Raw genomic sequence first — 23,163 nt, 5'->3', positions numbered from 1 at the left:
TCATATAATCTCATGAAGAAGATTAAGGCATAAATCGATAGCCGATCCCCGTTTCGGTCATTAAATGCACTGGACATGCGGGATCTGCTTCTAGTTTTTGGCGTAAATGTCCCATATAAATGCGTAAATAGTGGCTATGTTCAACAAAATTAGGCCCCCAGACATGTTGCATTAAATGCCGCTGCGTAAGCACTTTACCACTATTATTAACCAATTCACTTAGCAAACGAAATTCTGTTGGCGTTAAATGAACAGGTTCATTTTGACGAGTAACAAGACGATTAACCCAATCAATTGTAATATCACCAAAAGAAAATTGTGAGCTCTGTGTTTCTTGTTTAACAAAACGGCGTAGTGATGCTCTGACTCTGGCGAGGAGTTCACTAATACCAAAGGGTTTTGTCAGATAATCGTCCGCTCCAGCATCTAGTGCTTTTACTTTATCTTGTTCTGAATCTCGTGCTGAAAGTACGATAACCGGTGTGCTACTCCATTGACGAAAGTCTTGAATAAAACAGAGGCCATCTTTATCAGGTAAACCAAGATCGAGGATCACTAAATCAGGTTTTCTTGATGCGGCTTCAATTAATCCTCGTTGGCATTCATTGGCTTCATAAACACGAAATCCTTCGTTCTCTAATGCAAGCCGAACAAAACGTAAGATCTCTTTTTCATCTTCAATAATTAAAATGTTATATGGAGTCACTGTTTTATTTCAATCTCATCAATATCAGGGAGTGATTTTAAAGGTAGAACAAAGTGAAAACTTGCTCCACCTTTTTTATTGTTTTCCGCCCAAATTTCACCTTCATGTAAGCGAATAATCGCGCTACATATTGCTAAACCTAATCCCACACCAGGAATGGCGGATTCTTTTACTGCGCGTGAAAATTTATTAAAAATAAGTTGTAGTTGCTCAGTGGGGATCCCATGACCTTCATCCCACACTTCAACATGAATTTTAGGGGCTTCAATATAGGCTTTTACCCCTAGCTTTGTGCTTGATGACGTATATTTTACTGCATTTTCAAGTAAGTTTGTGATAACTCGTTCTATTAAATTACCATCACAATAAAGCAATAACTCAGCAGAAATATCAATTTGTAATGGATGTTTATCAAGTAAATAAGAGAGTGAACGAATGGCGCTTCCCGTTATTTCTTGTAGCGAATTCCATTGTAAATTAACTTGAATACCGCCAGATTGAATACGCGCCATATCAAGTAAATTATTGACTAATCGTGAAGTTGTCAGGATTTGCTGTCGAATTTGGTTAACTTGTTCTGTATGGGATGAACCTTCAGCGCTTAAATCGAGAAGTAAAATTTCTGATTGTCCAAAAAGCACTGTAAGGGGTGTTTTTAAATCATGAGAAAGTGCAGCTAATAATGCATTTCTTAATTGCTCTCTTTCTATGTTAATTCGAGATTGTTCTGCAATTTCAGCCTGTTGTAATCGTTCAAGCGCATTCGCAATCAAACCATTAAACGTTTGTAATAATTGCTGTTGTTCAGGGATAAGCAGTTGGCGAAGATTATTTGGCTCGATCGCTAAAATCGCTAAAACTTGTTGAGATGCGGTAATCGGGTGTAGTTGGTAAGGCACACTTGGCAGCGTATCTGTACCTGCGCCCGCAATTTGGTCTTTATCACAACACCAGCGTGCAATTGCATTATCAATAGGTAATGCTCCCATGCCTTGCGCATGAAAAGGCATTAATTCGCCTTGTTTATTGGGGAGTAATAAGCAAACCTTAGCATCAAATGCACTGGATAAAAAATGATAGCTAGTACGAACAACGTCTTGTAACGTTACTGCTCGACCCAGTTCTCTCGTCATTTCAAATAAGTGGCGAGTGCGTTGTTCTCGGTAACGGGCGACGCGAGTTTGATAACGCATACCCGCTGTTAAATTACCGACGACTAAGCCTACAATAAGCATGACGGTAAAAGTGATTAAATACTGCATGTCCAGTACAGCGAGTGAAAAGTGAGGCTGTACAAAAAATAAGTCAAAACTAATAACGTTGATTAATGCGGCAAAAATAGAAGGGCGACGGCCAAAAAAGAGCGCAATTAATACAACCCCCAATAAATAGAGTGTCACTAAATTGGCTTTATCTAGCGCTAATAGAAATGTGCGAGAAAATAAGGTGATCACTAAACATGAGACAATCGCTGTAAAATAGCCTTTTATCTCTTGTCGCCATTTCTCTGGCTGCAGTGGTGCTGTTTTGGTTTTATAACGTATGTCATCATCGTTGAGCGCAACACTGATAACATGGATATCGGGTGCATAGCGTGCTAATTTTTCTGCAAAGCGCATCCGCACCCAGCGTTTTAACCATTGCCATTTTTGGTAAGCACGTTGACCAATAATGACTTTCCCAAGATTATGCTCTCTGGCGTAGCGGATCACAGCCTTTTCCGCCTGGTTATCAGAAAGGATAGCTGTTCTCGCACCTAGATGTTGTGCCAGTTTTAGAGAGTGCAAGATTGCTCGGCGTTTATGTTCTCCTATTTGATGCAGTTTAGGTGTTTCAACATAAATAGCATGCCATTGGCAACCAAAGGCGGCAGCATAACGTGCAGCCGTACGAACTAATTTGTCGTTACCGCCGTGAGCGCCAAGGCATACCATCAGACTATCTGTGGTATGCCAAACAGGAGACGTTCCTTGGCTATCTCGAAATTCTTTAACTTGTGTATCAACTCTATCTGCCATACGGCGTAACGCTAACTCTCGTAGTGCGATTAAATTACCCTTGCGAAAAAAGTGTTCAATGGCACGTTCTGCTTGTCCGGAGAGATATACTTTACCTTCGTGCAAACGTTGTTGTAGATCATCAGGCGGTAAATCCACCATAACCACTTCATCAGCACTATCAAAAATATAGTCAGGGATCGTCTCTTGGACACGAATTCCTGTAATGCTTCCCACGATATCATTAAGGCTTTCAATATGTTGTACATTTATTGTCGTAAGTACATCAATACCCGCATCTAATAGCTCTTCAACATCTTGCCAGCGCTTAGGATGCCGACATTTATGAGGATTACTAAAGGCCAATTCATCCATTAAGATCACAGCAGGATGTCTGGCTAACGCGGCATCTAAATCAAACGCGACAAGCTTTCTACCATGATGATGAATACGTTGTGGTGGCAATAAAGGTAATCCGTGAAGTAATGCAGCCGTTTCTTGCCTTTGGTGTGTTTCAACAACCCCGGCAAGTACATCAATACCTTGCTGGTGGAGACGTTGAGCTTCTTGCAACATGGCGTAAGTTTTCCCGACTCCCGCACAAGCACCAAAAAATATTTTTAATCGTCCACGCGTTGTGGTTCGAGTTGAAGCGAGTAAATCATCGGGTGAGGGACGTTGCCATTGCTGATCGTGATCGAGTTCCATTTTATTGAGTACTCACTTTTTGCTGTTTTTCTGCACTTAATTTATCAAGTGCTTGATTTAGCATAAATACATTCACAACAGGCTTCCCCATAAATGACATTAGCGGCGATGTTGTATTGTCTTTTATTAATTGCTTAATTTCATTTTTAGTGAGTTGACGAGAATATGCAATGTTTTCAATTTGATAATAAGCGGCTTGTAATGAAATATGAGGATCAAGCCCACTTCCTGATGCCGTCACTAAATCAACAGGAACAACGTGTTGATTATGGGTTATTTTTTTCCATACTTGAACACGCTTAGTTATCTCATTAAGAAGTAATGGATTTGATGTTGCTAGTTGGCTGGCGCCTGATGCCATACTGTTATAAGGCATTTCTGACGTCATTGATGGACGACTTTTAAAATAATCATTTCGCGTAAATTGTTGCCCAATCAGTTCAGAGCCAATAAGTTTATTGTCTTGGTAAATCCGTGAGCCATTCGCTTGCCAAGGAAAAATAAGGTTGGCTAATCCTGTAATAAGCAAAGGATAGGCGAGCCCAGTTATCAATGTGAGTAATAATAACATCACTAATGATGAACGAAATAGATGCATATAAAACTCCTTAAAACCCAATAAACGCTAAAATCATATCGATGATTTTAATGCCAATGAAAGGCACTAATAATCCACTGATCCCGTATAAAGAGAGATTACGGCGCAATAATGAATGCGCAGAAACAGGGCGATAATGAACACCTTTAAGCGCGAGGGGGATCAAAAAGACAATAATTAAGGCATTAAAAATAACGGCGGATAACATTGCAGATGCGGGTGAATGTAAGTTCATAACATTAAGCATGTTGAGCTGTGGGTAGGTGACAGCGAAAGCAGCCGGTATAATGGCAAAATATTTGGCGATATCGTTAGAAATACTAAATGTCGTTAAAGCGCCCCTTGTCATTAGCATTTGTTTACCAATATGCACAACTTCGATTAATTTTGTTGGATTTGAGTCTAAATCAACCATGTTTCCCGCTTCTTTTGCCGCTTGAGTACCTGAGTTCATCGCAACAGCAACATCGGCTTGCGCCAATGCAGGCGCATCATTCGTACCATCCCCCGTCATGGCGACTAATCGACCTTCTGATTGATATTGACGAATTAAGGCTAATTTTGCCTCAGGTGTTGCTTCAGCCAGAAAATCATCAACGCCAGATTCTGCGGCGATAGCGGCCGCTGTAAGATGATTATCACCGGTGATCATCACGGTTTTTATGCCCATTTGGCGCAGTTGAGCAAAGCGCTCTTTGATCCCACCTTTCACAATATCTTTAAGTTCAACAACCCCTAAGACTTTCTGATTTTCAACGACCACCAGTGGTGTTCCACCTGTTCTAGCGACTTGCTCGACTATGATGGTGACTTCATCAGGAAAATCGCCGTGACTGACTTCAATATGGCGACGAATAGCATCAACGGAGCCTTTGCGGATCAAACGCTCTCCTAAATTCACACCACTCATTCTTGTCATTGCCGAGAAGGGAATAAATGAAGCACCAATGGACGCCAAATCACGTTCGCGTAAATTAAAACGTTGTTTAGCGAGGATCACAATGCTTCTACCTTCAGGTGTTTCATCTGCAAGTGAACTTAGCTGTGCGGCATCAGCAAGTTGTTTTTCGCTAATCCCAGAAAGAGGAATGAAACGAGAAGCTTGACGATTACCGAGAGTAATTGTGCCTGTTTTATCAAGCAGTAGGACATCAACATCACCTGCTGCTTCGACAGCACGTCCACTGGTTGCAATCACATTGGCATCAAGCATTCGGCTCATGCCTGCCACACCAATTGATGAAAGCAAACCGCCAATCGTAGTAGGAATAAGGCAAACTAATAAAGCAATTAAAGTCACAACCGAAATCACATCGCCATGCCCTTGAAACTCGACAGCAAAAACACTGAATGGATAAAGGGTAATGCAAGCCAATAAGAAAATAAGTGTTAGAGCTGTTAATAAGATAGTTAAAGCAATTTCATTCGGTGTCTTTCTACGCTTTGCGCCTTCTACCATTCCGATCATTCGATCAAGAAATGAATTACCGGCTTCAGCAGTACAACGAATAATCAGCCAATCTGATAATACTCGAGTCCCGCCAGTCACTGAGGAAAAATCACCACCTGATTCACGGATCACCGGTGCTGACTCACCCGTGATCGCGCTTTCATCAACTGAGGCACCACCTTCAATGACTTCACCATCACAAGGGATCGTTTCGCCAGCATTGACTAAAACGATATCGCCTTTATGCAATGAGAAAGAGTCAACGGTTTCTTTTTGAGCATTAATCTCTGCGTGAAGTAGACGTGTCGCTTTGGATTGTTGTTTAGCGCCACGTAAGCTAGCCGCTTGTGCTTTACTTCGACTTTCTGCTAATGACTCAGCGAAATTGGCAAATAGCAATGTCACCCATAACCAAAGCATCACTTGTGAAGTAAAGTGATTATCATCAGGGAGATAATTCAACCATGAAGTAATCCAAATTCCGGTAGTTAAAAGTGCACCAACATAAACGATAAACATAACAGGGTTACGCCATTGTGCTTGGGGCGTACATTTTTTTATCGCATCAAAGAAAGCCAATATCACAGTTTTTCTGTCAAAGAGTTGGGTTGTTTTCATGATACGTTTCCTTATTTAGCCCAAAACAGTTGTAAGTGTTCTGCAATAGGACCAAGTGCTAATGCCGGAACAAAAGTCAACGCGCCGATCATTAATACAGTGAGGATCAATAACAAAATAAAGAGGGGTGATGTGGTAGAGAGGGTTGCTAAACTTTCAGGCTGACGTTTTTTCACGGCTAAACTGCCCGCAATAGCTAAAACAGGTAACATGACACCAAAGCGACCAATTAACATAGCAAGCCCTAATAATAGATTGTAAAACGGTGAACTGGCGTCAAGCCCAGCAAAAGCGCTGCCGTTATTATTAGCAGCAGAAGTAAAGGCATATAACACTTCACTAAAGCCGTGAGGACCTGGATTTAAAATGGCTTCACGACCAACATCAGTAAATAAGGCGAGGCTTGTACCTAATAAAATTACGATTGGAGAAATTAAAATAGCAATGGCTACCCATTTCATTTCAGCAACACCAATCTTTTTACCAAGGTATTCAGGAGCTCGACCAACCATTAATCCCGCGATAAATACCGCTAATAATACATAGAGGATCATGCCGTAAAACCCTGAACCTACACCGCCAAAGACTACTTCTCCTGTTTGCATTAACCACATTGGCACCATGCCGCCTAAAGCGGTTAATGAGTCATGCATAGCATTAACTGCACCACAAGATGCGGCTGTTGTGACCGCAATAAAAATAGCGCTACCTAATATGCCAAAACGTGTTTCTTTGCCTTCCATATTCAGCGAGCTATCTGTACCTGCAAAGATAAATTCTGAATTTCCTTGCCATTCAGCCCAAGTAATCACCGTAACAGCGACAATAAAAATCAACGTCATAGTCCAAAGCAAGGTATAACCTTGGCGTTGTATTCCACTTAATCGACCAAAGGCAAAACATAGGGCGGTAGGAATAAGAAATATGGCAAGTATCTGTAAGAAGTTACTTAATGATGTTGGGTTTTCGTAAGGGTGAGCCGAGTTTGCAGCAAAATAGCCACCACCATTTGTTCCCAATAGCTTTATCGCTTCTTGAGAGGCTACGGGTCCCATAGGTAACCACTGCTGTTGCCCATCAAGACCTTGACTTAATACCGCAGGGTGAAAGTTTTGTATAACGCCTTGGCTGACAAATAATAGCGACCAAATAATTGATAAAGGCAGTAAGACATAGAGTGTAATACGCCCAATATCAATCCACGCATTCCCGATTGAAGTACAAGAAGATTGTGTTAACGCTCTAATTAGCACAAAGGCAACAGCAATCCCCGTTGTTGCAGATAAGAAGTTTTGTACGGCAAGTCCTGTCATTTGGCTTAAATAACTGACCGCAGTTTCGCCACTATAAGCTTGCCAATTCGTATTTGTAATAAAACTGATGGTTGTATTTAGCGCTAAATCCCAATTCATATTAGGGGCAAATTGAGGATTTAAAGGTAAATAACCTTGGTTAAGTAGTATGACAAATAATAGGACTGCCCCCATTAAATTAAAAATAAGTAGGGCAAGCATATAGTGATACCAGCTCATTGGCTGGATTGCTTTTCCTGCGGGTTTAAAACCACAACAACGCCAAATAACATGTTCGGTTTGAGTAACCCAATGAGGTAAATCACCTTCAATAAGGCGGGCTAAATAATAGCCAAGCATTTTCCCCATCACTAATAATGTGATTAGAAAAACAGCAAGATATATCAACATCATTGTTGCCATTTTTAAAATGCCTCTGCGTTAAATAATACATAGATAAGATAAGCAGTGAGCAAAACAACTAACGTCACAGCACCGAATATCAACATCAGAACAATCCTTTTACTTTTTAGATTGAGTAAGCGTACTTAAAGGTCTGTAAAGATGTTGATAAAAGAGAAGTGAGTAGTGTAAAAAAAGTATAAAAATGGCTGATAGGTGATTCATTCACGCCTTGATTGGTTGAAATAAAGTCATGCCTTTGTTAGATCTAAGTTAGGTTTAAATAATATTGCTAATTAAATGAATGGAAATTAGCACACTTAGGGGATATTGAATGAATACTCTCTATCTAAAGGCAAAATGGTTTTTATACTTCTTAAGCCTATTAATCATTTCATCTACCTTCATGGTCAAAGCAATGGCAAATTCTGATAAGGCATACCTAGTTACACTGGCACAAGAGGGCAATTTATCTGAATTAAAGCGTCAGATAGAACAAGGTGCGGATATTGAACAGCGAGATCTAAAGTTACGCACACCATTAATGGCGGCAACACATGCCAACCAAATTGAAGTTGCAAAATATCTGATTGAGCATGGCGCAGATGTTAATGCCCGTGATGCTATTCATGATTCACCCTATCTTTATTCGGGGGCTAGAGGATTACAGGAGATCTTAGAATTAACTTTATCACATGGTGCCTCGCTTAAAAGTGTTAATCGTTATGGTGGAACAGCATTAATTCCTGCTGCTGAGCGAGGTCATGTAAAAACAGTAAAGACATTAATTGATGCTGGTGTGGACGTTGATCATATTAATCGTTTAGGTTGGACGGCTTTGATCGAGGCTATTATTTTAGGTGATGGTAGCCAAAAATATGAAGAAATTGTGACTTTACTTATTGAAGGTGGCGCTAATGTTAACCTTGCCGATGGCGCTGGTCGCACACCGTTAACGTTAGCGAAAGATAAAGGCTATACCAACATTGTTAATATACTTGAACAAGCGGGGGCAAAATAATGTCAGATAATCAATTTATACAACAAGCTATCTCGCTTGCAATGGATAATGTGAACGTAGGGGGAAGACCCTTTGGCGCGGTCATTGTGAATAATGGCAAAGTGATTGCAAGTGCCGTTAACCAAATACTAACGACAAATGATCCCACAGCCCATGCTGAATTATTAGCATTACGAGAAGCTGGTAAAGTATTAGGAAGAACAAAATTAGATGATTGTGTTGTTTATGCCAGTGGGCAACCTTGCCCAATGTGCCTTGCTGCAATGCGTATGGCGGGAATTTCTAAAATTTTTTATGCCTATTCTAATCAGGATGCAGAACCTTACGGACTCTCTACTGCCAGTATCGCCAACGCATTAAGAAAGCCACCAGAACAACAGGAAGGTCTTCAATTTATACAAATAAAAAACGAGGATGAAATAAAACCTGCACTTTATCAGCGTTGGTCAAAACACGCTTAAACAGGTCAATTTTTCTATAAATAAAAGTCCTAAAAGTGAGCGCTGAAGCCACAGCATAAAATGAGATACTTTTAGGACTTTTATATTGTTAATTAATCAACAAAACAATTGTTTTTCAGCTGGGGTTACATTTAACAGAGACTGCCAGTTTTTTAGTGTTAATGTTGCCAGCATGGCTAAACCTTCATAATAAGGGAATGCCCCTTGCAGAGATAACTTCTCTAAATAACGATAAGCCCACGGCAGAAGGTGTTCTGCTAATAGCTCTTTTAATTTTTCAGGGCGAGTTTCTGCAATCCATGCCACCATCATCACCATTAAACCAAAGTGATCTTCTGGCTCATTTTGAGTTAACGCAATATCAATACCATTTTCTAGCATCCATTCACGTAAATCTAATGTTGAATTACCGAATAATACATTTTCATGATCTAGGTAAACAGAGCCCCAAGGTGGCGCAGGCAGTGCGTAAGGGCCAACAAATAAACGTTGATATGCCTGTGCTAACGTTTCTTCTGATAATGTGGTTTGTGAAAGAAGGCTAGCAATGCGTTGTTTTTCTTCATCACTACCATAAGGCCATTCTTCAACCCACTTTTGACTAGACAGTAGCTCGACAATGTCACTTTTCTCAGTAGGGGCGTAATAAAATGCCGCGCCTAGAATACGGGCAGTGAGAGAAATATCAGTAATAACTTGTTGTTCCATAATATTTTTATAATCCGCTTAGATTTATTGTCTTTACCATATGCGATTTTCTATCTAAACATAATGACGAAGATTAAAAAAGAGTGATACCGCAATATAAAAGAAAAACCGCTATAACAGATAAAAAGAGTATGCTTTTTAACTATTACAGCGGTTTAGACGGGAGAAATTAATTAACCAACGACAGCCATACCGACAGTCATATGTAAACCATAGAACACGCCGCGTCCTATAAACTCGCCCGCAAATACTAAAATAAAACCTAATGCTAACAAAGCAATAGAAGGGTTATTTTTACGTAGTAGTGGGGCAATCCAGCAACTTAAACCTAAGACTAAAGCCACTAATTTAATGCCCATCAAAGTGCCGTAGTTAGGCACCAGATCTGTCGCTTTTTGTACAGAGGTTTGAATAGAACCTAATTCAAAACCTTGTGATGTTGCCACAATTGCACTTACAACAATGGCGATAACACTGAGTAACGGTAATGCACTGACGCAGTTTAAATTAAAGCCTGCAATGCGCATTAAGAGTGCCGCTAAAATAGGTCCACAGATAAAGGCTGTCAGCACAAAATTAAAAGTGGTATAGCTGTTATACCAAGTCGGAACGGTATCAATTTGGTACACACGAGAGATCGCCGTAATAAATAATGCAGCTAATACCATAACTAGTGCGACCCATAACTTGCCTAGTGCAGCCGGCATTTTATTCAGTACAGCCAGCAACCAGTAGATACCCCCTAGTGCAAAGAAAATTGAACCGCTGGCAATTTCATTACTTAATGATGAGTGACCAAAACGAAGTAATGAATTAAATGCACGTAATGGGGTTCCCATATGCATCATGGATAATAAGAAACCAATTCCCATTAATGCCCAAAGACCAAACATGCTGTAATGTACTTTTCGGTTCATTTCTGCGGGAAGCTTACCCGAAAGAATAGCGCATCCCATAATAATAAAGGCACCCGCAACACTTTGACCGATAACGGTAAAAAACATGAGTGGCCATTCATGCAATCCCACCATTTTAAACCTCCTCTGGGTTTGCCAGATGACCAGTGGTATCACCCACAGGACGGCTATTGGCATTTAATTTAAGGACAATATTGGGTTTGGTGTATTTTGCTGAAGGAAGTGGGGCTATTTCAGCTAAATCACCATATTTGGCACGTAACTCTTCAATCGGTGCCATGTCTAATGCACGCAGTGGGCAAGATTCGACACAAATAGGTTTTTTGCCTTCAGCGACACGTTCATAGCAACCATCACATTTGGTCATATGACCTTTGACTTCATCAAATTGCGGTGCGCCATAAGGACATGCCATGTGACAATAACGGCAACCAATACAAATATCTTCATTAACGACAACAAAGCCGTCTTCTCGTTTATGCATCGCACCACTTGGACAAACTTTGGCACAAGCAGGATCGTCACAGTGGTTACAAGAAATAGATAAGTAATAAGCAAATACGCTTTGTGTATAAACACCATCTTGCTCTGTCCAATCGCCACCAGCATATTCATAGATACGGCGGAAATTGACTTCAGGGGATAAATTTTTAAAATCCTTGCACGCCAGTTCACAGGTTTTGCAGCCGGTGCAACGACTTGAATCAATATAAAAACCATATTGCGTTGACATAACCAGACTCCTTACGCCTTGACGACTTCAACAAGATTACTGTGAGAAGGATTACCCTTAGCGAGCGGTGAAGGGCGTTGTGTCGTTAACACGTTAATGCTACCTGCATGATCGATACGATTGCTATCTGGGTTATACCAAGCCCCTTCACTTAAACCCACAACGCCCGGTAAAATACGCGGTGTGACTTTCGCATTAATTCTAACTTCACCACGATCATTATAAATACGCACTAAATCACCGTGTTTGATACCGCGTTTAGACGCATCAACAGGGTTGATCCATATTTCTTGTGGGCAAGCAGCTTTTAAGACATCTACATTGCCATAAGTTGAGTGAGTGCGTGATTTATAGTGGAATCCGGTCATTTGTAATGGGTATTTTTCCATTGCAGGATCGCCATAACTTTCAAAGCCCGCGGAGTAGATAGGCAGTGGATCAATCACATCGTCAGATGCCAGTTCCCATGTCGCTTTAATGTCAGCAAGTTGAGAAGAATAAATCTCAATTTTACCTGATGGTGTTGTTAATGGGTTGTTTTCAGGATCTTCACGGAATTGTCGATAAGCGACGTGATGACCTTCAGGATCGCGTTTTTTAAAGATACCTTGAGCTCGGAATTCCTCAAAAGTCGGTAATTCAGGTAAGTTTTGACGAGATTGTTCGTAAAGATGACGTAGCCACTCTTCTTGAGTACGGTTTTCAGTGAATTTTTCACCCACCCCCATACGTTTTGCTATTTCGCTGGTCATTTCATAGATATTACGGCTTTCAAAGCGAGGTTTGATCGCCTGATCTGCGAAAATAACATAAGCCATATTGCCTGCTGATGCATCCATACAAAAATCCATCTGCTCTGATGCGGTGCAATCAGGAAGTAGAATATCGGCATATTTAGCAGATGCCGTCATATGATTATCGATCACCACAATCATTTCGCATTTTTTATCGTCTTGTAAAATGTCATGAGTACGATTGATTTCAGAATGTTGGTTGACTAAACAGTTGCCCGCGTAGTTCCATACCATTTTGATGGGGACATCAAGTTTATCTTTACCACGAACACCATCTCGAGTTGCTGTCATTTCTGGACCACGCAAAATAGCATCCGTCCACATAAACATAGAAATGCTGGTGGTTACGGGGTTAGTGAAAGTTGGCATACGAACAAAAGGAATGCTGTAAGAGCCTTCACGGGCACCCGTATTACCGCCGTTAATGCCTACATTACCTGTTAAAATAGAGAGCATCGCGATAGCACGCGAAGCAAGTTCACCGTTAGAACGACGTTGAGGCCCCCAACCTTGTGTAATATAAGCAGGTTTTGCTGTTGCGATTTCACGGGCTAATTTAACAATGCGTGAAGCAGGAATACCGGTGATCTGTGCTGCCCATTCAGGTGTTTTGGGCTGACCATCTGCACCATTACCGAGAATATAGGCTTTATAGTGACCATTTTTAGGCGCACCTTCTGGCATAGTGGTTTCATCGTAACCCACACAATATTTATCTAAGAAAGGCTTATCCACTAAGTCTTCTTTGATCATAACGTAAGCTAATGCATTAACTAATGCCGCGTCTGTGCCTGGACGAATAGGGATCCATTCATCTTCACGACCAGCGCCAGTATCGGTATAACGTGGATCGATGATAATCATGCGAGCATCTGATTTTTCGCGGGCTTGCTCAACGTAATAGGTAACACCGCCACCACTCATACGTGTTTCACCCGGATTATTACCGAACATCACGACAAGTTTAGTGTTTTCAATATCTGAGGGACTATTACCATCCGCCCAACCACCATAGGTATAATTTAAACCCGCTGCGATTTGTGCCGTACTATAGTCGCCATAGTGATTAAGATAACCACCACAACAATTCATTAAACGAGCAATTAATGTTGCACCTGGTGGCCAAGACTTCGTCATGGTTCCACCTAATGTGCCTGTACCATAATTTAAATAAATAGATTCATTACCATAATCTTTGATTAAACGTTTCATGGTATCTGAAATAGTATCAAAGGCTTCATCCCATGAAATACGTTCAAATTTACCTTCACCGCGTTGACCTACACGCTTCATTGGGTAACGTAAACGATCTGGATTGTAAACTCGGCGACGCATCGAACGACCACGTAAACAGGCACGAACTTGGTGTAATTCCTCGTAGACATCATTGCCCGTGTTGTCAGTTTCGACGTATTTAATTTCACCATCAACAACGTGCATGCGTAATGGACAACGGCTACCACAGTTTACTGTACAGGCACTCCATACGACTTTTTCACTGTCTGTTGTTGATTGTGTTTCTGAGGCAACGGCTTGATGAAAGGGGAGTGATAATCCACCTGCGGTTATCGCTAAACCACCCGCTGCACCTGTTTTTACAAAACGACGGCGAGATAAGGGAGTGGAAAGTAACGCCATCTCTTTGATGTTTTTCATACATTACTCACTTGATTATTTATATTTTAAGAAAAAACAGAAGCTAACGAGCTTATAAAGAAATAATTATTGTTATGATTGTTAAAAAATAAGCACTCTAACGTAGGCAATAAAACCCAACTGTTAATGTGGATACTACGTATTTTTTAAAAGTGGTAGTTGCTTTACATCAAAGAAAAGTGATTTATTACGAGTGTTACCAGTTTTTAAGGTTATCTTAAGCTTTTGTATTAATTATATTTAATCATTTGATTAACATCTTTATATAAAAAATTATACAGCGATTAGTTAGGTGTTTTTATGTTATCAGTAACATTTATAAGGTTGCTGATTTGTTTTTATCTCTATGATTTTGTTCGTTTCAATAGTTATTTTTATTAATACTTAACGGGCATTTTAGAGGCTATAATTATCTAACAATCAATTAACCTATTTAGCTAAACAAAAAAATAAAACTTGTTTAGCTAAATGTTATTTTTAATTGTTTAAATAAGTGAAAATAGGGTTAATAAATAGACTTTTTGTAATTGAGATCACAATTAAATGCCCTTTATCTGTCTTTTTATTGCTATCTTGAATTGATTTTTATTTAATCAAGTTACTAGCTAAACCGTTTTAGTTTTCTCGATTAAACTAAATACTCGCTACATAAATAAAAAAGAATGACAGAGGCTATGATGAATATTGAAAAAGTTGCTCACCAACTTGTGCCTTTATTAGGTGGTGCTGAAAATATTGCAAGTGCAGCACATTGCGCTACGCGTTTAAGACTTGTTCTTGTCGATGACTCAAAAGCAGACAAAGAAGCAATCAACAAATTAGAGGGAGTAAAAGGGTGTTTTAGTAATGCAGGGCAAATTCAGGTTATCTTCGGTACAGGATTAGTGAATAAAGTACATGCTGCATTTATTGCTGCCGCAGGTATTAGTGAATCAAGTAAATCTGAAGCCGCCAATATTGCAGCTAAAAAGCTCAATCCATTTCAACGAATAGCAAGACTGCTTTCTAATATCTTTGTGCCCATTATTCCAGCCATTGTGGCTTCAGGTCTATTAATGGGACTATTGGGGCTAATGAAAACGAATCAGTGGGTAAGCCCTGATAATGCACTTTATATCATGCTTGATATGTGTAGCTCCGCAGCATTTATTATTTTACCGATTTTAATTGGTTTTACTGCGGCAAAAGAGTTCGGTGGAAACCCTTATCTTGGTGCAACACTTGGGGGGATTTTAACGCATCCTGCATTAACTAATGCCTGGGGAGTTGCGGCGGGCTTTAATACCATGAATTTCTTTGGATTAGAAGTCGCGATGATTGGTTATCAAGGCACAGTTTTTCCGGTATTACTTGCCGTCTGGTTTATGAGCGTGTTAGAAAAACAATTACGTAAAGTTGTTCCTAATGCCCTTGATTTAATAATCACACCATTTTTAACCGTTATTATTTCGGGTTTTGTCGCATTATTGGTTATTGGTCCTGTCGGCCGTCTTTTAGGCGACGGTATTTCATTTATATTAAGTACACTGATTACAGAAACAGGTTGGATCGCAGGTGTTGTTTTTGGTGGACTCTATTCTGTTATTGTTATCACGGGTATTCATCATAGTTTTCATGCGGTTGAAGCTGGTTTATTAGGCAATCCAAATATTGGGGTTAATTTCTTATTGCCTATCTGGGCAATGGCTAATATTGCTCAAGGTGGTGCTTGTATGGCTGTTTGGTTTAAAACCAACGATGCGAAAATTAAAGCAATTACGATCCCATCGGGTTTCTCCGCTATGTTAGGCATCACTGAAGCGGCCATTTTCGGTATTAATTTACGTTATGGAAAACCTTTCATTGCAGCGTTGATTGGTGGTGCCGCTGGTGGAGCTTGGGTTGTAGGTTCTCATGTTTATATGACCGCCGTTGGTCTTACCGCTATTCCAGGGATCGCGATTGTACAAGCAGGTTCAATTATTAATTATATTGTTGGTTTAGTGATTGCATTTTTAACCGCTTTTATTCTTTCTCTGTTACTTAAATATAAAGTGGAGTCTGCATAAATGACAAAAAGTGAAGGGTTATCCGCAATTTTACAAGCGGTTATGTGTAATAGCGCTAATGCCGTAAAAGATAAATACTATCCATGTTGGCATTTAGCACCAGTAACGGGATTATTAAATGATCCCAATGGATTTTGTTTCGATGGTGAGTATTATCACCTGTTTTATCAGTGGAACCCTTTGTCTTGTGAGCATAAAAATAAATGTTGGGGACACTGGCGTTCAAAGGATCTTATTACTTGGCAACATCAACCCATTGCTTTATTGCCTGATGAATTTTATGACAAAGATGGCTGTTATTCTGGCAGTGCAGTGATCAATGAAGGACAATTAACGCTCTGTTATACCGGGAATGTAAAATTTCAAGATGGCGCTCGTACAGCTTGGCAATGTTTAGCGGTAGAAAATAAGCAGGGTGGTTTTGATAAGTTAGGGCCCGTTTTAGGGCTTCCAGAAGGTTACAGTGGTCATGTTCGTGACCCTAAGGTTTGGCAATATAACGATATATGGTACATGGTGTTAGGTGCGCAAACTTTAGATAAACAGGGTAAAGTTTTACTCTATCGCGCCTCTCACTTATATCAATGGCAATTAGTCGGCGAGTTAGCAGGGAGTTATTTAGGCGGATTAGCTGATGCGGGTTATATGTGGGAATGCCCAGATCTCTTTGAGCTTAATGGACACTTTGTTTTATTAACTTGTCCTCAAGGTATCAAAAAAGAACAACATCGTTTTTTAAATTCTCACTCTAGTGCTTATTTAATCGGGAGCTTTGATTATTCAACCTTACAATTTCAACATGGTGATTTAATTGAGCTTGATGCAGGATTTGAATTTTATGCGCCTCAAACGACATTAGCCAATGGCAGACGCCTATTATTTGGTTGGATGGGGGTTCCTGATGGAGAGGAAATGTATCAACCAACCATTGCTAATGGTTGGATACATCAAATGACTTGCCCCCGCGAATTACGGATAAAAGAAAATAAACTTTATCAACAGCCGGTAAAAGAATTACAGCAACTCAGACAAAATCCAGTCTATTGGCAAGGTTTGGCTAATGATGTACCAGACATTAACGAATTTTCAGTTGAACTTGAAGTCGAGCTATTTGGCTCTCTGACTATTTATTTTTCTGATACTCTTGCGTTAATCATTGAGAATAATCGCGCTGAGTTAAAACGTCGCAGTGTTAAAAACGGGGAGTGGCAATCACGTTTCTGGTTTGGTGATATAAAACATCTTCAAATATTATGTGATAACTCGAGTGTAGAAATTTTCTTTAATAATGGTGCGGGTGTGATGAGTAGCCGATTCTTCCCTTCAGAAAAACAGGCTATCCGTTTCTTGGGGAAAGACACCATCAACCTCACAACTTGGCAATTAAAGAATGCATTACCTAGTTAAAAACGATAAAACCGTTTACGTTCAGTAAACGTGACATTAAGTAGAATAATAGTGAAAAAACAAAAACGTATCACGATCACCGATATTGCAAAATTAGCAGGGGTTTCAAAAACAACGGCAAGTTTGGTATTAAATGGCCGAGGTAAAGAGATGCGCGTTTCTGATGAGACTATTGCGCGTATTACGTCCATTGCTGAACAATATCTGTATCAACCCAATATTCATGCCCGCTCTTTACGTGACAATCGTAGTTATGCATTGGGATTAGTTATTCCAGATATTACTAACTATGGGTTTGCTTCCGTAGCTTATGAGCTAGAAATATTATGTAGAGAAGCGGGTATACAATTACTCATTTCCTGCACTGATGAAAATGCCGCTCAAGAGACACTGGTAATCGAGCATCTATTATCACGACAGATAGATGGTCTGATTGTCGCTTCCTGTTTGCAAAGTGATGTAGAATATCAACGTTTGAGCCAACAAATTCCTGTTGTGTTATTTGATCGTTATTTTAAAGGAACAACACTACCTTTTGTTGTCACCGATTCAACAACCATGACACAACAACTTATTGCAGAGATTGCGTCAAAAAAAGGCATTGATGAATTTTACTTTTTAGGTGGACAATCAACGCTTTCACCCACCAACGATCGCCTTTTAGGTTTTACGCAAGGGCTTTCACAAGCGAATATCAATCTGGGATCAGAGTGGATCATACATGGGCATTATCACCCAAATTCCGGCTATGAAATGTTCGGCTCTTTATGCGCCTCTTTGGGGCGTCCACCCCAATTTGTTTTTACTTCTGCGTGTGGCTTATTAGACGGTGTTTTGCGTTATATAAGTCAAAATAAAATGATACAAAATAAAGTCTATTTAGCGGGTTTTGATGATCACTATCTTTATGATTCATTATCAATCCCAATAGATACCATTGCACAAAATAATCCTGAATTAGCATCACACTGTTTCCGATTGGTTATGGGATTAATTAACCAGACAAACTTAGACGTTCAGCAAATTTTTGTTCCAGCAAAAATTCATCAGCGACATAAGTAAGATTGAGCAATTTTATACAATCATCAGTATAGTGTTTATGATACAAGCTGATGATTTTTATTGTTGATGGAGTCAATTATTCAATGCGGCAAGAGCAGGCTAAACTTATCCACCTTCCTGAGCTGAATAGCCTTGCTTATCTGCAAGCTGAATATTTGCATCAAACGTTTTCACGTCACACTCATGAAGGTTTTTGTTTCGGTGTTATTGATGATGGTGCTCAACAGTTTTATCGCACAGGCAGTGAACATATAGCGCCTAAAGGCGATATTATTATTGTCAATGCAGATGAAGTCCACACTGGCTCATCCGCGGTAGAATCAGGTTGGGCATATCAAGCTATTTATCCCACGCCAGAGTATTTGCAAACATTAACGCAAGACTTACAACAAGAACGTGGTTCAATCCCATGGTTTCCTGATGCTGTTATTCACGATCCTGGTTTAAGTCAGCAACTTTTATTACTTTTTTCATTGTTAGAACAGCCCAATAATTTTCTTCTTAAAGAGTCATTATTACTTTCAACAATGGCAATGTTGATATTGCGTTATAGCAAAACACGAACTCAAGAAAAGCCTTTGAGTGCAATAGGACAACGGTTGCAATGGATAAGTGAATTAATGAATGACACACCTGAAAATGAATTTTCACTTAATACCTTAGCGGAAATGGCAAATTTAAGTCCTTGGCATTTTCTACGTCAATTTAAAAAAGAGATGGGTATGACTCCCCACGCTTGGCTTATTCAAGCAAGAATTCGCAAAGCAAGGCAATTGCTTTCTTTAGGTCATTCGCTTTCTGATGTTACACAACTTTGTGGTTTTTCAGATCAAAGCCATTTCCATCGCCATTTTAAAAATGCCATTGGTGTTACGCCAGGTCATTATGTGAAAGGGCTTCGATTATCTTCCTCTTTAAAAACCCCGTCTTGTTATAAGAAATAAACAAAATAGCAATTTTATACAATCCCATTTATCTTTACTGACTAATAATCATTCTCCATAGAATTAATGTATTTGAAGTGAAAAACGTAAATGGAAAAAATCAGAAATAATCATGAAGATAGGCAAGTAATACGTGCTTTTGGTTTAGGTGCCTTGCATGTTTTGCCTTTATGCCTTGCCGTTATTCCTTGGGGAATATTAGCGGGATCAATGGCTGTCGATGCAGGATTAACCTTTGCACAAAGCGTCGGAATGTCTGCCATTATATTTGCTGGAGCAGCACAACTCGTCACACTAGGATTAGTCATTTCTGGTGCAGGTATGCTGACGATTATTGTTTCTGTCTTTTTTATTACAGCACAACATCTTTTATACGGATTGACATTACGTCCTCATGTTGCCCACTTAAAGTGGTATCAACGCATTACGATAGGCTTTTTATTAACAGATGAGCTTTTTGCGGTTTCAGCACAACCTAAAGTGAAGCTAACTCCCGCCTATATGATAGGTGCGGGATTATGTTTTTATTTATCATGGGTGGCGGTCAGTATTGTTGGTATTATTATGGCAAGCCAAGTTTCTGATTTATCAAGTTATCATCTTGATTTCTCTATTGTTGCCACGTTATTGGCAATTGTTATCCCATTAATAAAAACATTTAGCACGTTAGTGGGCGTTATTGTCTCTTTTTGTTTATCGATTATTTTCAGTTGGTTGAATATAGAAGGTGGCGTCGTTATTGGTGGGTTAACCGGCATGTTTATCGCTGTGTGTGTTGCTAGATTCAGAGGAGAACAAAAATGACATGGTCGTTATTATTAGTGCTGGCACTGGTCATTTTCATGTTGCGTTATTTCTTTCTTGAACCCGCGATCCCCGTCAAATTACCGTTAGTGATCAGACAAGCGTTAGGATATTCTGCACCTTGTTTATTAACTGCCATTTGTGCGCCAATCGTATTGTTAGAAAAGGGCGAATTTAGAGGTGTTTTAGATAATCCTTACTTATGGGGAACCTTATTATGTGTAGGATTAGCGCTTAAAATACGTCATACACTAGTGGTGGTTTTACTGACGTTAGTCGGCTTTTATCTGCTTAATACGTTGTTAAACTAAATATCGCGGTGATTTTATTTAACATTATATTTACATTTAAAAACTATTATTTTTGTAATAATCTAATCCGTTATTTAATCAGCCGTCATTGAACGGCTGATCCTACCTCGTTTTTCTTTCTTATTATTCTTTATTCGACTCGTTTCACCTCTCACTTTTAGCGTATACCAATTGATATTGTGTTAAAAAAATGTGATCTAAATTGCTTCGATTTGGTTTTGCTTTTGTTTTTGGTTTTTTGTTTTGAATACCATCGCAGAATCACTGACCTAATCTCCTTATTCTCGTTATCAATGATACGGAGGCACTTTATATGTTTTCAGAAGAGCGGCGACAGGAAATTTACACCATCATCAGGGAACAAAAGAAAGTTAAAGTGGCTCAGCTTGCGGAAAAATTCAGTGTCACACTGGAAACGATCCGCAGTGATTTGAAATACCTTGAAGGAGAAGGGTTGATCAAACGTTGTCATGGTGGCGCCATACTAGGGAAACAAGAAATTAAAAAAATAAGTAAATTTAGTGATAGTTTTGATATTTCATGTTTATTACACGATTTATTAATCGTGAGAGAACGTAAAGATAGAAAGCCGGAAGGCAAAGTCTGTGTACTTGGATCGTTTGTGGTAGATATTATTGCTAATGTTGATTCTTTTCCAAAAGTCGGTGAGTTAATTAACTCTAAAAGTAATTCGATAGGTCCCGGTGGCAAAGGAACGAATCAGGCAATGGCTGCCAGTTTCTCTGATGCAAAAGTACATTTAATTACGAAAGTCGGTGAAGATCATTTTAGTAAATACGCTTATAAATATTTACAAGAAAGTGGTATTGATTCTTTCACGGTATTTCAAACAGAAATAGAGCCGACAGGCAGTTCAATTAGTTATTTAGCAGATAAAACACAAAACAATATTACAGCGACTTATTTAGGGGCGAACAATACATTCTCAGATCAAGAGATTGATATTTCTTTACCTTATGTAAGTGAAGCTGACGTGCTATTACTCCAAGGTGAAATTAATATAGAAGCCAATATTAAAGCTGCACTGTTTGCAAAATCAGTTAATAAAATAGTGATACTTAATGTTGCACCTTATAACGAAAATTTAAAGCAGCTTTATTCAGAGCTTGATTTTATTACCTTAAATGCGATTCAAGCATCACATTGGGCTGACATTGAAATAAACGATATTAATGACGCCAAACAGGCTATTGACGTTATTTCTGGTGATGAAAAAAAGAAAGTTATTATTTATATGGATAAGCTTGGTGTGGTCTATTTTGATGGACGAGCCACTTTTCATATCCCTCCTATGCCATCGTTACGAGTGGATACGATGGCAGCCACGGATGCTTTTAATGGCGCATTTGCTTCAAAAATAGCGGCAGGAGGCACAATGCATGAAAGTGTATTATTTGCCAGTGCTTTCCTCTCTGCATTTATAGAACAAAAAGGCGTAACAGCAATGCCTGTCCTTTCCCAAGTTCAGGCTCGCCTTAAATCAAGGCTTGAAGATATTCGGCCACAAATAATCTGCAATGAGAAAAGGTGCATATAATGAAAAAAACACTTCTGGCATTTACCCTATGCAGTTCCATTTTTTCACTTCCGGCTTTTGCTCAATACCCTGAAAAGCCGATTACGATTGTTGTTCCTTGGGCGGCAGGCGGTAATACCGATACGGTTGCACGTTTAGCCGCAAAAGGGCTACAAGAAGAATTGGGCGTTACTGTTAATGTGGTCAATAAAACAGGCGGCAGTGGTGTTGTAGGTCATGATGCCATTAAAAATGCAAAACCTGATGGCTACACACTTGGTATTGCAACGGTTGAAATTACCATGATGCATCATCAAGGAATGACAAATTTAACGTATCAAGATTACACACCGATTACACGTCTTGCCGTTATTTATGGTGGATTACAAGTCGGGAAATCTTCACCCTTTAAAAATGCACAGGAAATTATTGATTACGCGAAAGCAAATCCAGGGAAATTAAAGGCATCTGGCAGTGGCTTAAATTCAATCTGGCATCTTAATACTATTGGTATGTTGCGTGCTGCTGGATTACCTGATAATGCCATTCGCTTTATCCCATCTCAAGGGGCAAGTGCTGCATTACAAGAACTTGCTTCTGGTGGTGTTGATATTGTGACCTCTTCATTAGGAGAGGCGGACAGTATGGTAAAAGCGGGGTTAGTGAAGCATATGGCAATTATGTCAAATGAGAAATCAGCTTTTTATCCTGATGTTCCATTATTTAAAGAAGCCACACCTTATAATTGGGATTTGCAAGCGTGGAATATGTTAGTTGCGCCAAAAGGGTTAGATAAAGAAGTGCAAGATAAACTCACTGCTGCAATGAAAAAAGTGTATGCCTCTGGTGAATTAGCCGAATTTGCAAATAAACAAGGATTTGAAGTTATTGAATTATATGGTGATGATGCCACTCAATTTATGGCAAATGAAGATAAAAAGTTTGGTGAAATTATAAAGAAATAACTGAGGAAACGGCTGAACAACAGC

The 23,163-nt window shown here is 39.5% G+C and carries 20 protein-coding genes; 10 read left to right on the top strand and 10 right to left on the bottom strand.

Annotated elements, in window-relative coordinates:
- Positions 1 to 22: 22 nt before the first annotated feature.
- From kdpE to SB028_RS20755, 6 genes are read right to left on the bottom strand one after another with little or no spacing between them, the layout of a single operon-like run.
- A complete protein-coding gene (gene kdpE / locus SB028_RS09770; RefSeq protein WP_069367125.1) occupies positions 23 to 706 on the bottom strand; it encodes a two-component system response regulator KdpE in 684 nt (227 codons plus the stop codon).
- Complete coding sequence (gene kdpD, locus SB028_RS09765; RefSeq protein WP_069367126.1) at positions 703 to 3,411, bottom strand: two-component system sensor histidine kinase KdpD; 2,709 nt, start codon at positions 3,409 to 3,411, stop codon at positions 703 to 705. Before kdpD ends, kdpE begins: the two co-directional genes overlap by 4 nt.
- A 1-nt stretch (position 3,412) precedes the next feature.
- Positions 3,413 to 4,009, bottom strand: a complete 597-nt coding sequence (gene kdpC / locus SB028_RS09760) for a potassium-transporting ATPase subunit KdpC (RefSeq protein ID WP_069367127.1) — start codon at positions 4,007 to 4,009, stop codon at positions 3,413 to 3,415.
- 10 nt (positions 4,010 to 4,019) lie between these two features.
- Entirely contained in the window at positions 4,020 to 6,077 is a 2,058-nt protein-coding gene (gene kdpB, locus SB028_RS09755; protein WP_069367128.1) for a potassium-transporting ATPase subunit KdpB, read from the bottom strand.
- Positions 6,078 to 6,088: 11 nt separating this feature from the next.
- Positions 6,089 to 7,792, bottom strand: a complete 1,704-nt coding sequence (kdpA, locus tag SB028_RS09750) for a potassium-transporting ATPase subunit KdpA (protein WP_069367129.1) — start codon at positions 7,790 to 7,792, stop codon at positions 6,089 to 6,091.
- 2 nt (positions 7,793 to 7,794) lie between these two features.
- Entirely contained in the window at positions 7,795 to 7,878 is an 84-nt protein-coding gene (locus SB028_RS20755; RefSeq protein ID WP_100158289.1) for a potassium-transporting ATPase subunit F, read from the bottom strand.
- Between the two features lie 227 nt (positions 7,879 to 8,105).
- Here SB028_RS20755 and SB028_RS09745 point away from each other — a divergent pair, with 227 nt between their 5' ends.
- Together SB028_RS09745 and SB028_RS09740 are read left to right on the top strand one after the other, a co-directional pair.
- Positions 8,106 to 8,792 carry an ankyrin repeat domain-containing protein gene (locus SB028_RS09745; protein ID WP_069367130.1) on the top strand — a complete coding sequence of 229 codons (687 nt, stop codon included), beginning with the start codon at positions 8,106 to 8,108 and terminating at the stop codon, positions 8,790 to 8,792.
- Positions 8,792 to 9,253, top strand: a complete 462-nt coding sequence (locus SB028_RS09740; protein ID WP_069367131.1) for a nucleoside deaminase — start codon at positions 8,792 to 8,794, stop codon at positions 9,251 to 9,253. Before SB028_RS09745 ends, SB028_RS09740 begins: the two co-directional genes overlap by 1 nt.
- Positions 9,254 to 9,349: 96 nt before the next feature.
- Here the strand turns inward: SB028_RS09740 and dmsD are convergent, their stop codons facing one another.
- The 4 genes from dmsD to dmsA form a co-directional block, all read right to left on the bottom strand.
- Positions 9,350 to 9,961, bottom strand: coding sequence for a Tat proofreading chaperone DmsD (gene dmsD / locus SB028_RS09735; protein ID WP_069367132.1), 612 nt, complete (start codon positions 9,959 to 9,961; stop codon positions 9,350 to 9,352).
- Positions 9,962 to 10,134: 173 nt separating this feature from the next.
- A complete protein-coding gene (locus SB028_RS09730) occupies positions 10,135 to 10,992 on the bottom strand; it encodes a DmsC/YnfH family molybdoenzyme membrane anchor subunit (protein ID WP_069367133.1) in 858 nt (285 codons plus the stop codon).
- Position 10,993: 1 nt separating this feature from the next.
- Positions 10,994 to 11,611 carry a DMSO/selenate family reductase complex B subunit gene (locus tag SB028_RS09725; RefSeq protein ID WP_069367134.1) on the bottom strand — a complete coding sequence of 206 codons (618 nt, stop codon included), beginning with the start codon at positions 11,609 to 11,611 and terminating at the stop codon, positions 10,994 to 10,996.
- An 11-nt stretch (positions 11,612 to 11,622) separates the two neighbouring features.
- Positions 11,623 to 14,061 carry a dimethylsulfoxide reductase subunit A gene (gene dmsA / locus SB028_RS09720; protein WP_128860461.1) on the bottom strand — a complete coding sequence of 813 codons (2,439 nt, stop codon included), beginning with the start codon at positions 14,059 to 14,061 and terminating at the stop codon, positions 11,623 to 11,625.
- Positions 14,062 to 14,738: 677 nt separating this feature from the next.
- Between dmsA and SB028_RS09715 the strand changes: the two genes are divergently transcribed.
- From SB028_RS09715 to SB028_RS09680, 8 genes are all read left to right on the top strand, one after another.
- The gene (locus tag SB028_RS09715; RefSeq protein WP_069367135.1) at positions 14,739 to 16,109 is read left to right on the top strand and encodes a sucrose-specific PTS transporter subunit IIBC; all 1,371 of its coding nucleotides are present in this window, start codon (positions 14,739 to 14,741) and stop codon (positions 16,107 to 16,109) included.
- Entirely contained in the window at positions 16,110 to 17,516 is a 1,407-nt protein-coding gene (locus SB028_RS09710) for a sucrose-6-phosphate hydrolase (RefSeq protein ID WP_069367136.1), read from the top strand. It abuts the gene before it with no gap.
- Between the two features lie 51 nt (positions 17,517 to 17,567).
- Positions 17,568 to 18,578 (top strand): LacI family DNA-binding transcriptional regulator, encoded by a 1,011-nt coding sequence (locus tag SB028_RS09705; RefSeq protein ID WP_069367137.1) that lies wholly within the window; start codon positions 17,568 to 17,570, stop codon positions 18,576 to 18,578.
- Between the two features lie 83 nt (positions 18,579 to 18,661).
- Positions 18,662 to 19,522 carry a helix-turn-helix transcriptional regulator gene (locus tag SB028_RS09700; protein ID WP_069367196.1) on the top strand — a complete coding sequence of 287 codons (861 nt, stop codon included), beginning with the start codon at positions 18,662 to 18,664 and terminating at the stop codon, positions 19,520 to 19,522.
- Between the two features lie 90 nt (positions 19,523 to 19,612).
- The gene (locus tag SB028_RS09695) at positions 19,613 to 20,326 is read left to right on the top strand and encodes an AzlC family ABC transporter permease (protein ID WP_069367138.1); all 714 of its coding nucleotides are present in this window, start codon (positions 19,613 to 19,615) and stop codon (positions 20,324 to 20,326) included.
- Positions 20,323 to 20,637, top strand: a complete 315-nt coding sequence (locus SB028_RS09690) for an AzlD domain-containing protein (protein ID WP_069367139.1) — start codon at positions 20,323 to 20,325, stop codon at positions 20,635 to 20,637. Before SB028_RS09695 ends, SB028_RS09690 begins: the two co-directional genes overlap by 4 nt.
- 313 nt (positions 20,638 to 20,950) lie before the next feature.
- Complete coding sequence (locus SB028_RS09685) at positions 20,951 to 22,195, top strand: PfkB family carbohydrate kinase (protein WP_069367140.1); 1,245 nt, start codon at positions 20,951 to 20,953, stop codon at positions 22,193 to 22,195.
- Positions 22,195 to 23,139 (top strand): tripartite tricarboxylate transporter substrate binding protein, encoded by a 945-nt coding sequence (locus SB028_RS09680; protein WP_069367141.1) that lies wholly within the window; start codon positions 22,195 to 22,197, stop codon positions 23,137 to 23,139. Before SB028_RS09685 ends, SB028_RS09680 begins: the two co-directional genes overlap by 1 nt.
- Positions 23,140 to 23,163: the final 24 nt, after the last annotated feature.

The sequence above is a fragment of the Proteus vulgaris genome, assembly GCF_033708015.1.
In the GTDB taxonomy this organism is placed as follows: domain Bacteria; phylum Pseudomonadota; class Gammaproteobacteria; order Enterobacterales; family Enterobacteriaceae; genus Proteus.
This window is presented reverse-complemented; position numbering and strand designations above follow the sequence as displayed.

Coding starts and splice junctions, on each gene's coding strand:
- kdpD (WP_069367126.1), bottom strand. CDS start 3,411: ATGGAACTCGATCACGATCAGCAATGGCAACGTCCCTCACCCGATGAT.
- kdpC (WP_069367127.1), bottom strand. CDS start 4,009: ATGCATCTATTTCGTTCATCATTAGTGATGTTATTATTACTCACATTG.
- kdpB (WP_069367128.1), bottom strand. CDS start 6,077: ATGAAAACAACCCAACTCTTTGACAGAAAAACTGTGATATTGGCTTTC.
- kdpA (WP_069367129.1), bottom strand. CDS start 7,792: ATGGCAACAATGATGTTGATATATCTTGCTGTTTTTCTAATCACATTA.
- SB028_RS20755 (WP_100158289.1), bottom strand. CDS start 7,878: ATGTTGATATTCGGTGCTGTGACGTTAGTTGTTTTGCTCACTGCTTAT.
- SB028_RS09745 (WP_069367130.1), top strand. CDS start 8,106: ATGAATACTCTCTATCTAAAGGCAAAATGGTTTTTATACTTCTTAAGC.
- SB028_RS09740 (WP_069367131.1), top strand. CDS start 8,792: ATGTCAGATAATCAATTTATACAACAAGCTATCTCGCTTGCAATGGAT.
- dmsD (WP_069367132.1), bottom strand. CDS start 9,961: ATGGAACAACAAGTTATTACTGATATTTCTCTCACTGCCCGTATTCTA.
- SB028_RS09730 (WP_069367133.1), bottom strand. CDS start 10,992: ATGGTGGGATTGCATGAATGGCCACTCATGTTTTTTACCGTTATCGGT.
- SB028_RS09725 (WP_069367134.1), bottom strand. CDS start 11,611: ATGTCAACGCAATATGGTTTTTATATTGATTCAAGTCGTTGCACCGGC.
- dmsA (WP_128860461.1), bottom strand. CDS start 14,061: ATGAAAAACATCAAAGAGATGGCGTTACTTTCCACTCCCTTATCTCGC.
- SB028_RS09715 (WP_069367135.1), top strand. CDS start 14,739: ATGAATATTGAAAAAGTTGCTCACCAACTTGTGCCTTTATTAGGTGGT.
- SB028_RS09710 (WP_069367136.1), top strand. CDS start 16,110: ATGACAAAAAGTGAAGGGTTATCCGCAATTTTACAAGCGGTTATGTGT.
- SB028_RS09700 (WP_069367196.1), top strand. CDS start 18,662: ATGCGGCAAGAGCAGGCTAAACTTATCCACCTTCCTGAGCTGAATAGC.
- SB028_RS09695 (WP_069367138.1), top strand. CDS start 19,613: ATGGAAAAAATCAGAAATAATCATGAAGATAGGCAAGTAATACGTGCT.
- SB028_RS09690 (WP_069367139.1), top strand. CDS start 20,323: ATGACATGGTCGTTATTATTAGTGCTGGCACTGGTCATTTTCATGTTG.
- SB028_RS09685 (WP_069367140.1), top strand. CDS start 20,951: ATGTTTTCAGAAGAGCGGCGACAGGAAATTTACACCATCATCAGGGAA.
- SB028_RS09680 (WP_069367141.1), top strand. CDS start 22,195: ATGAAAAAAACACTTCTGGCATTTACCCTATGCAGTTCCATTTTTTCA.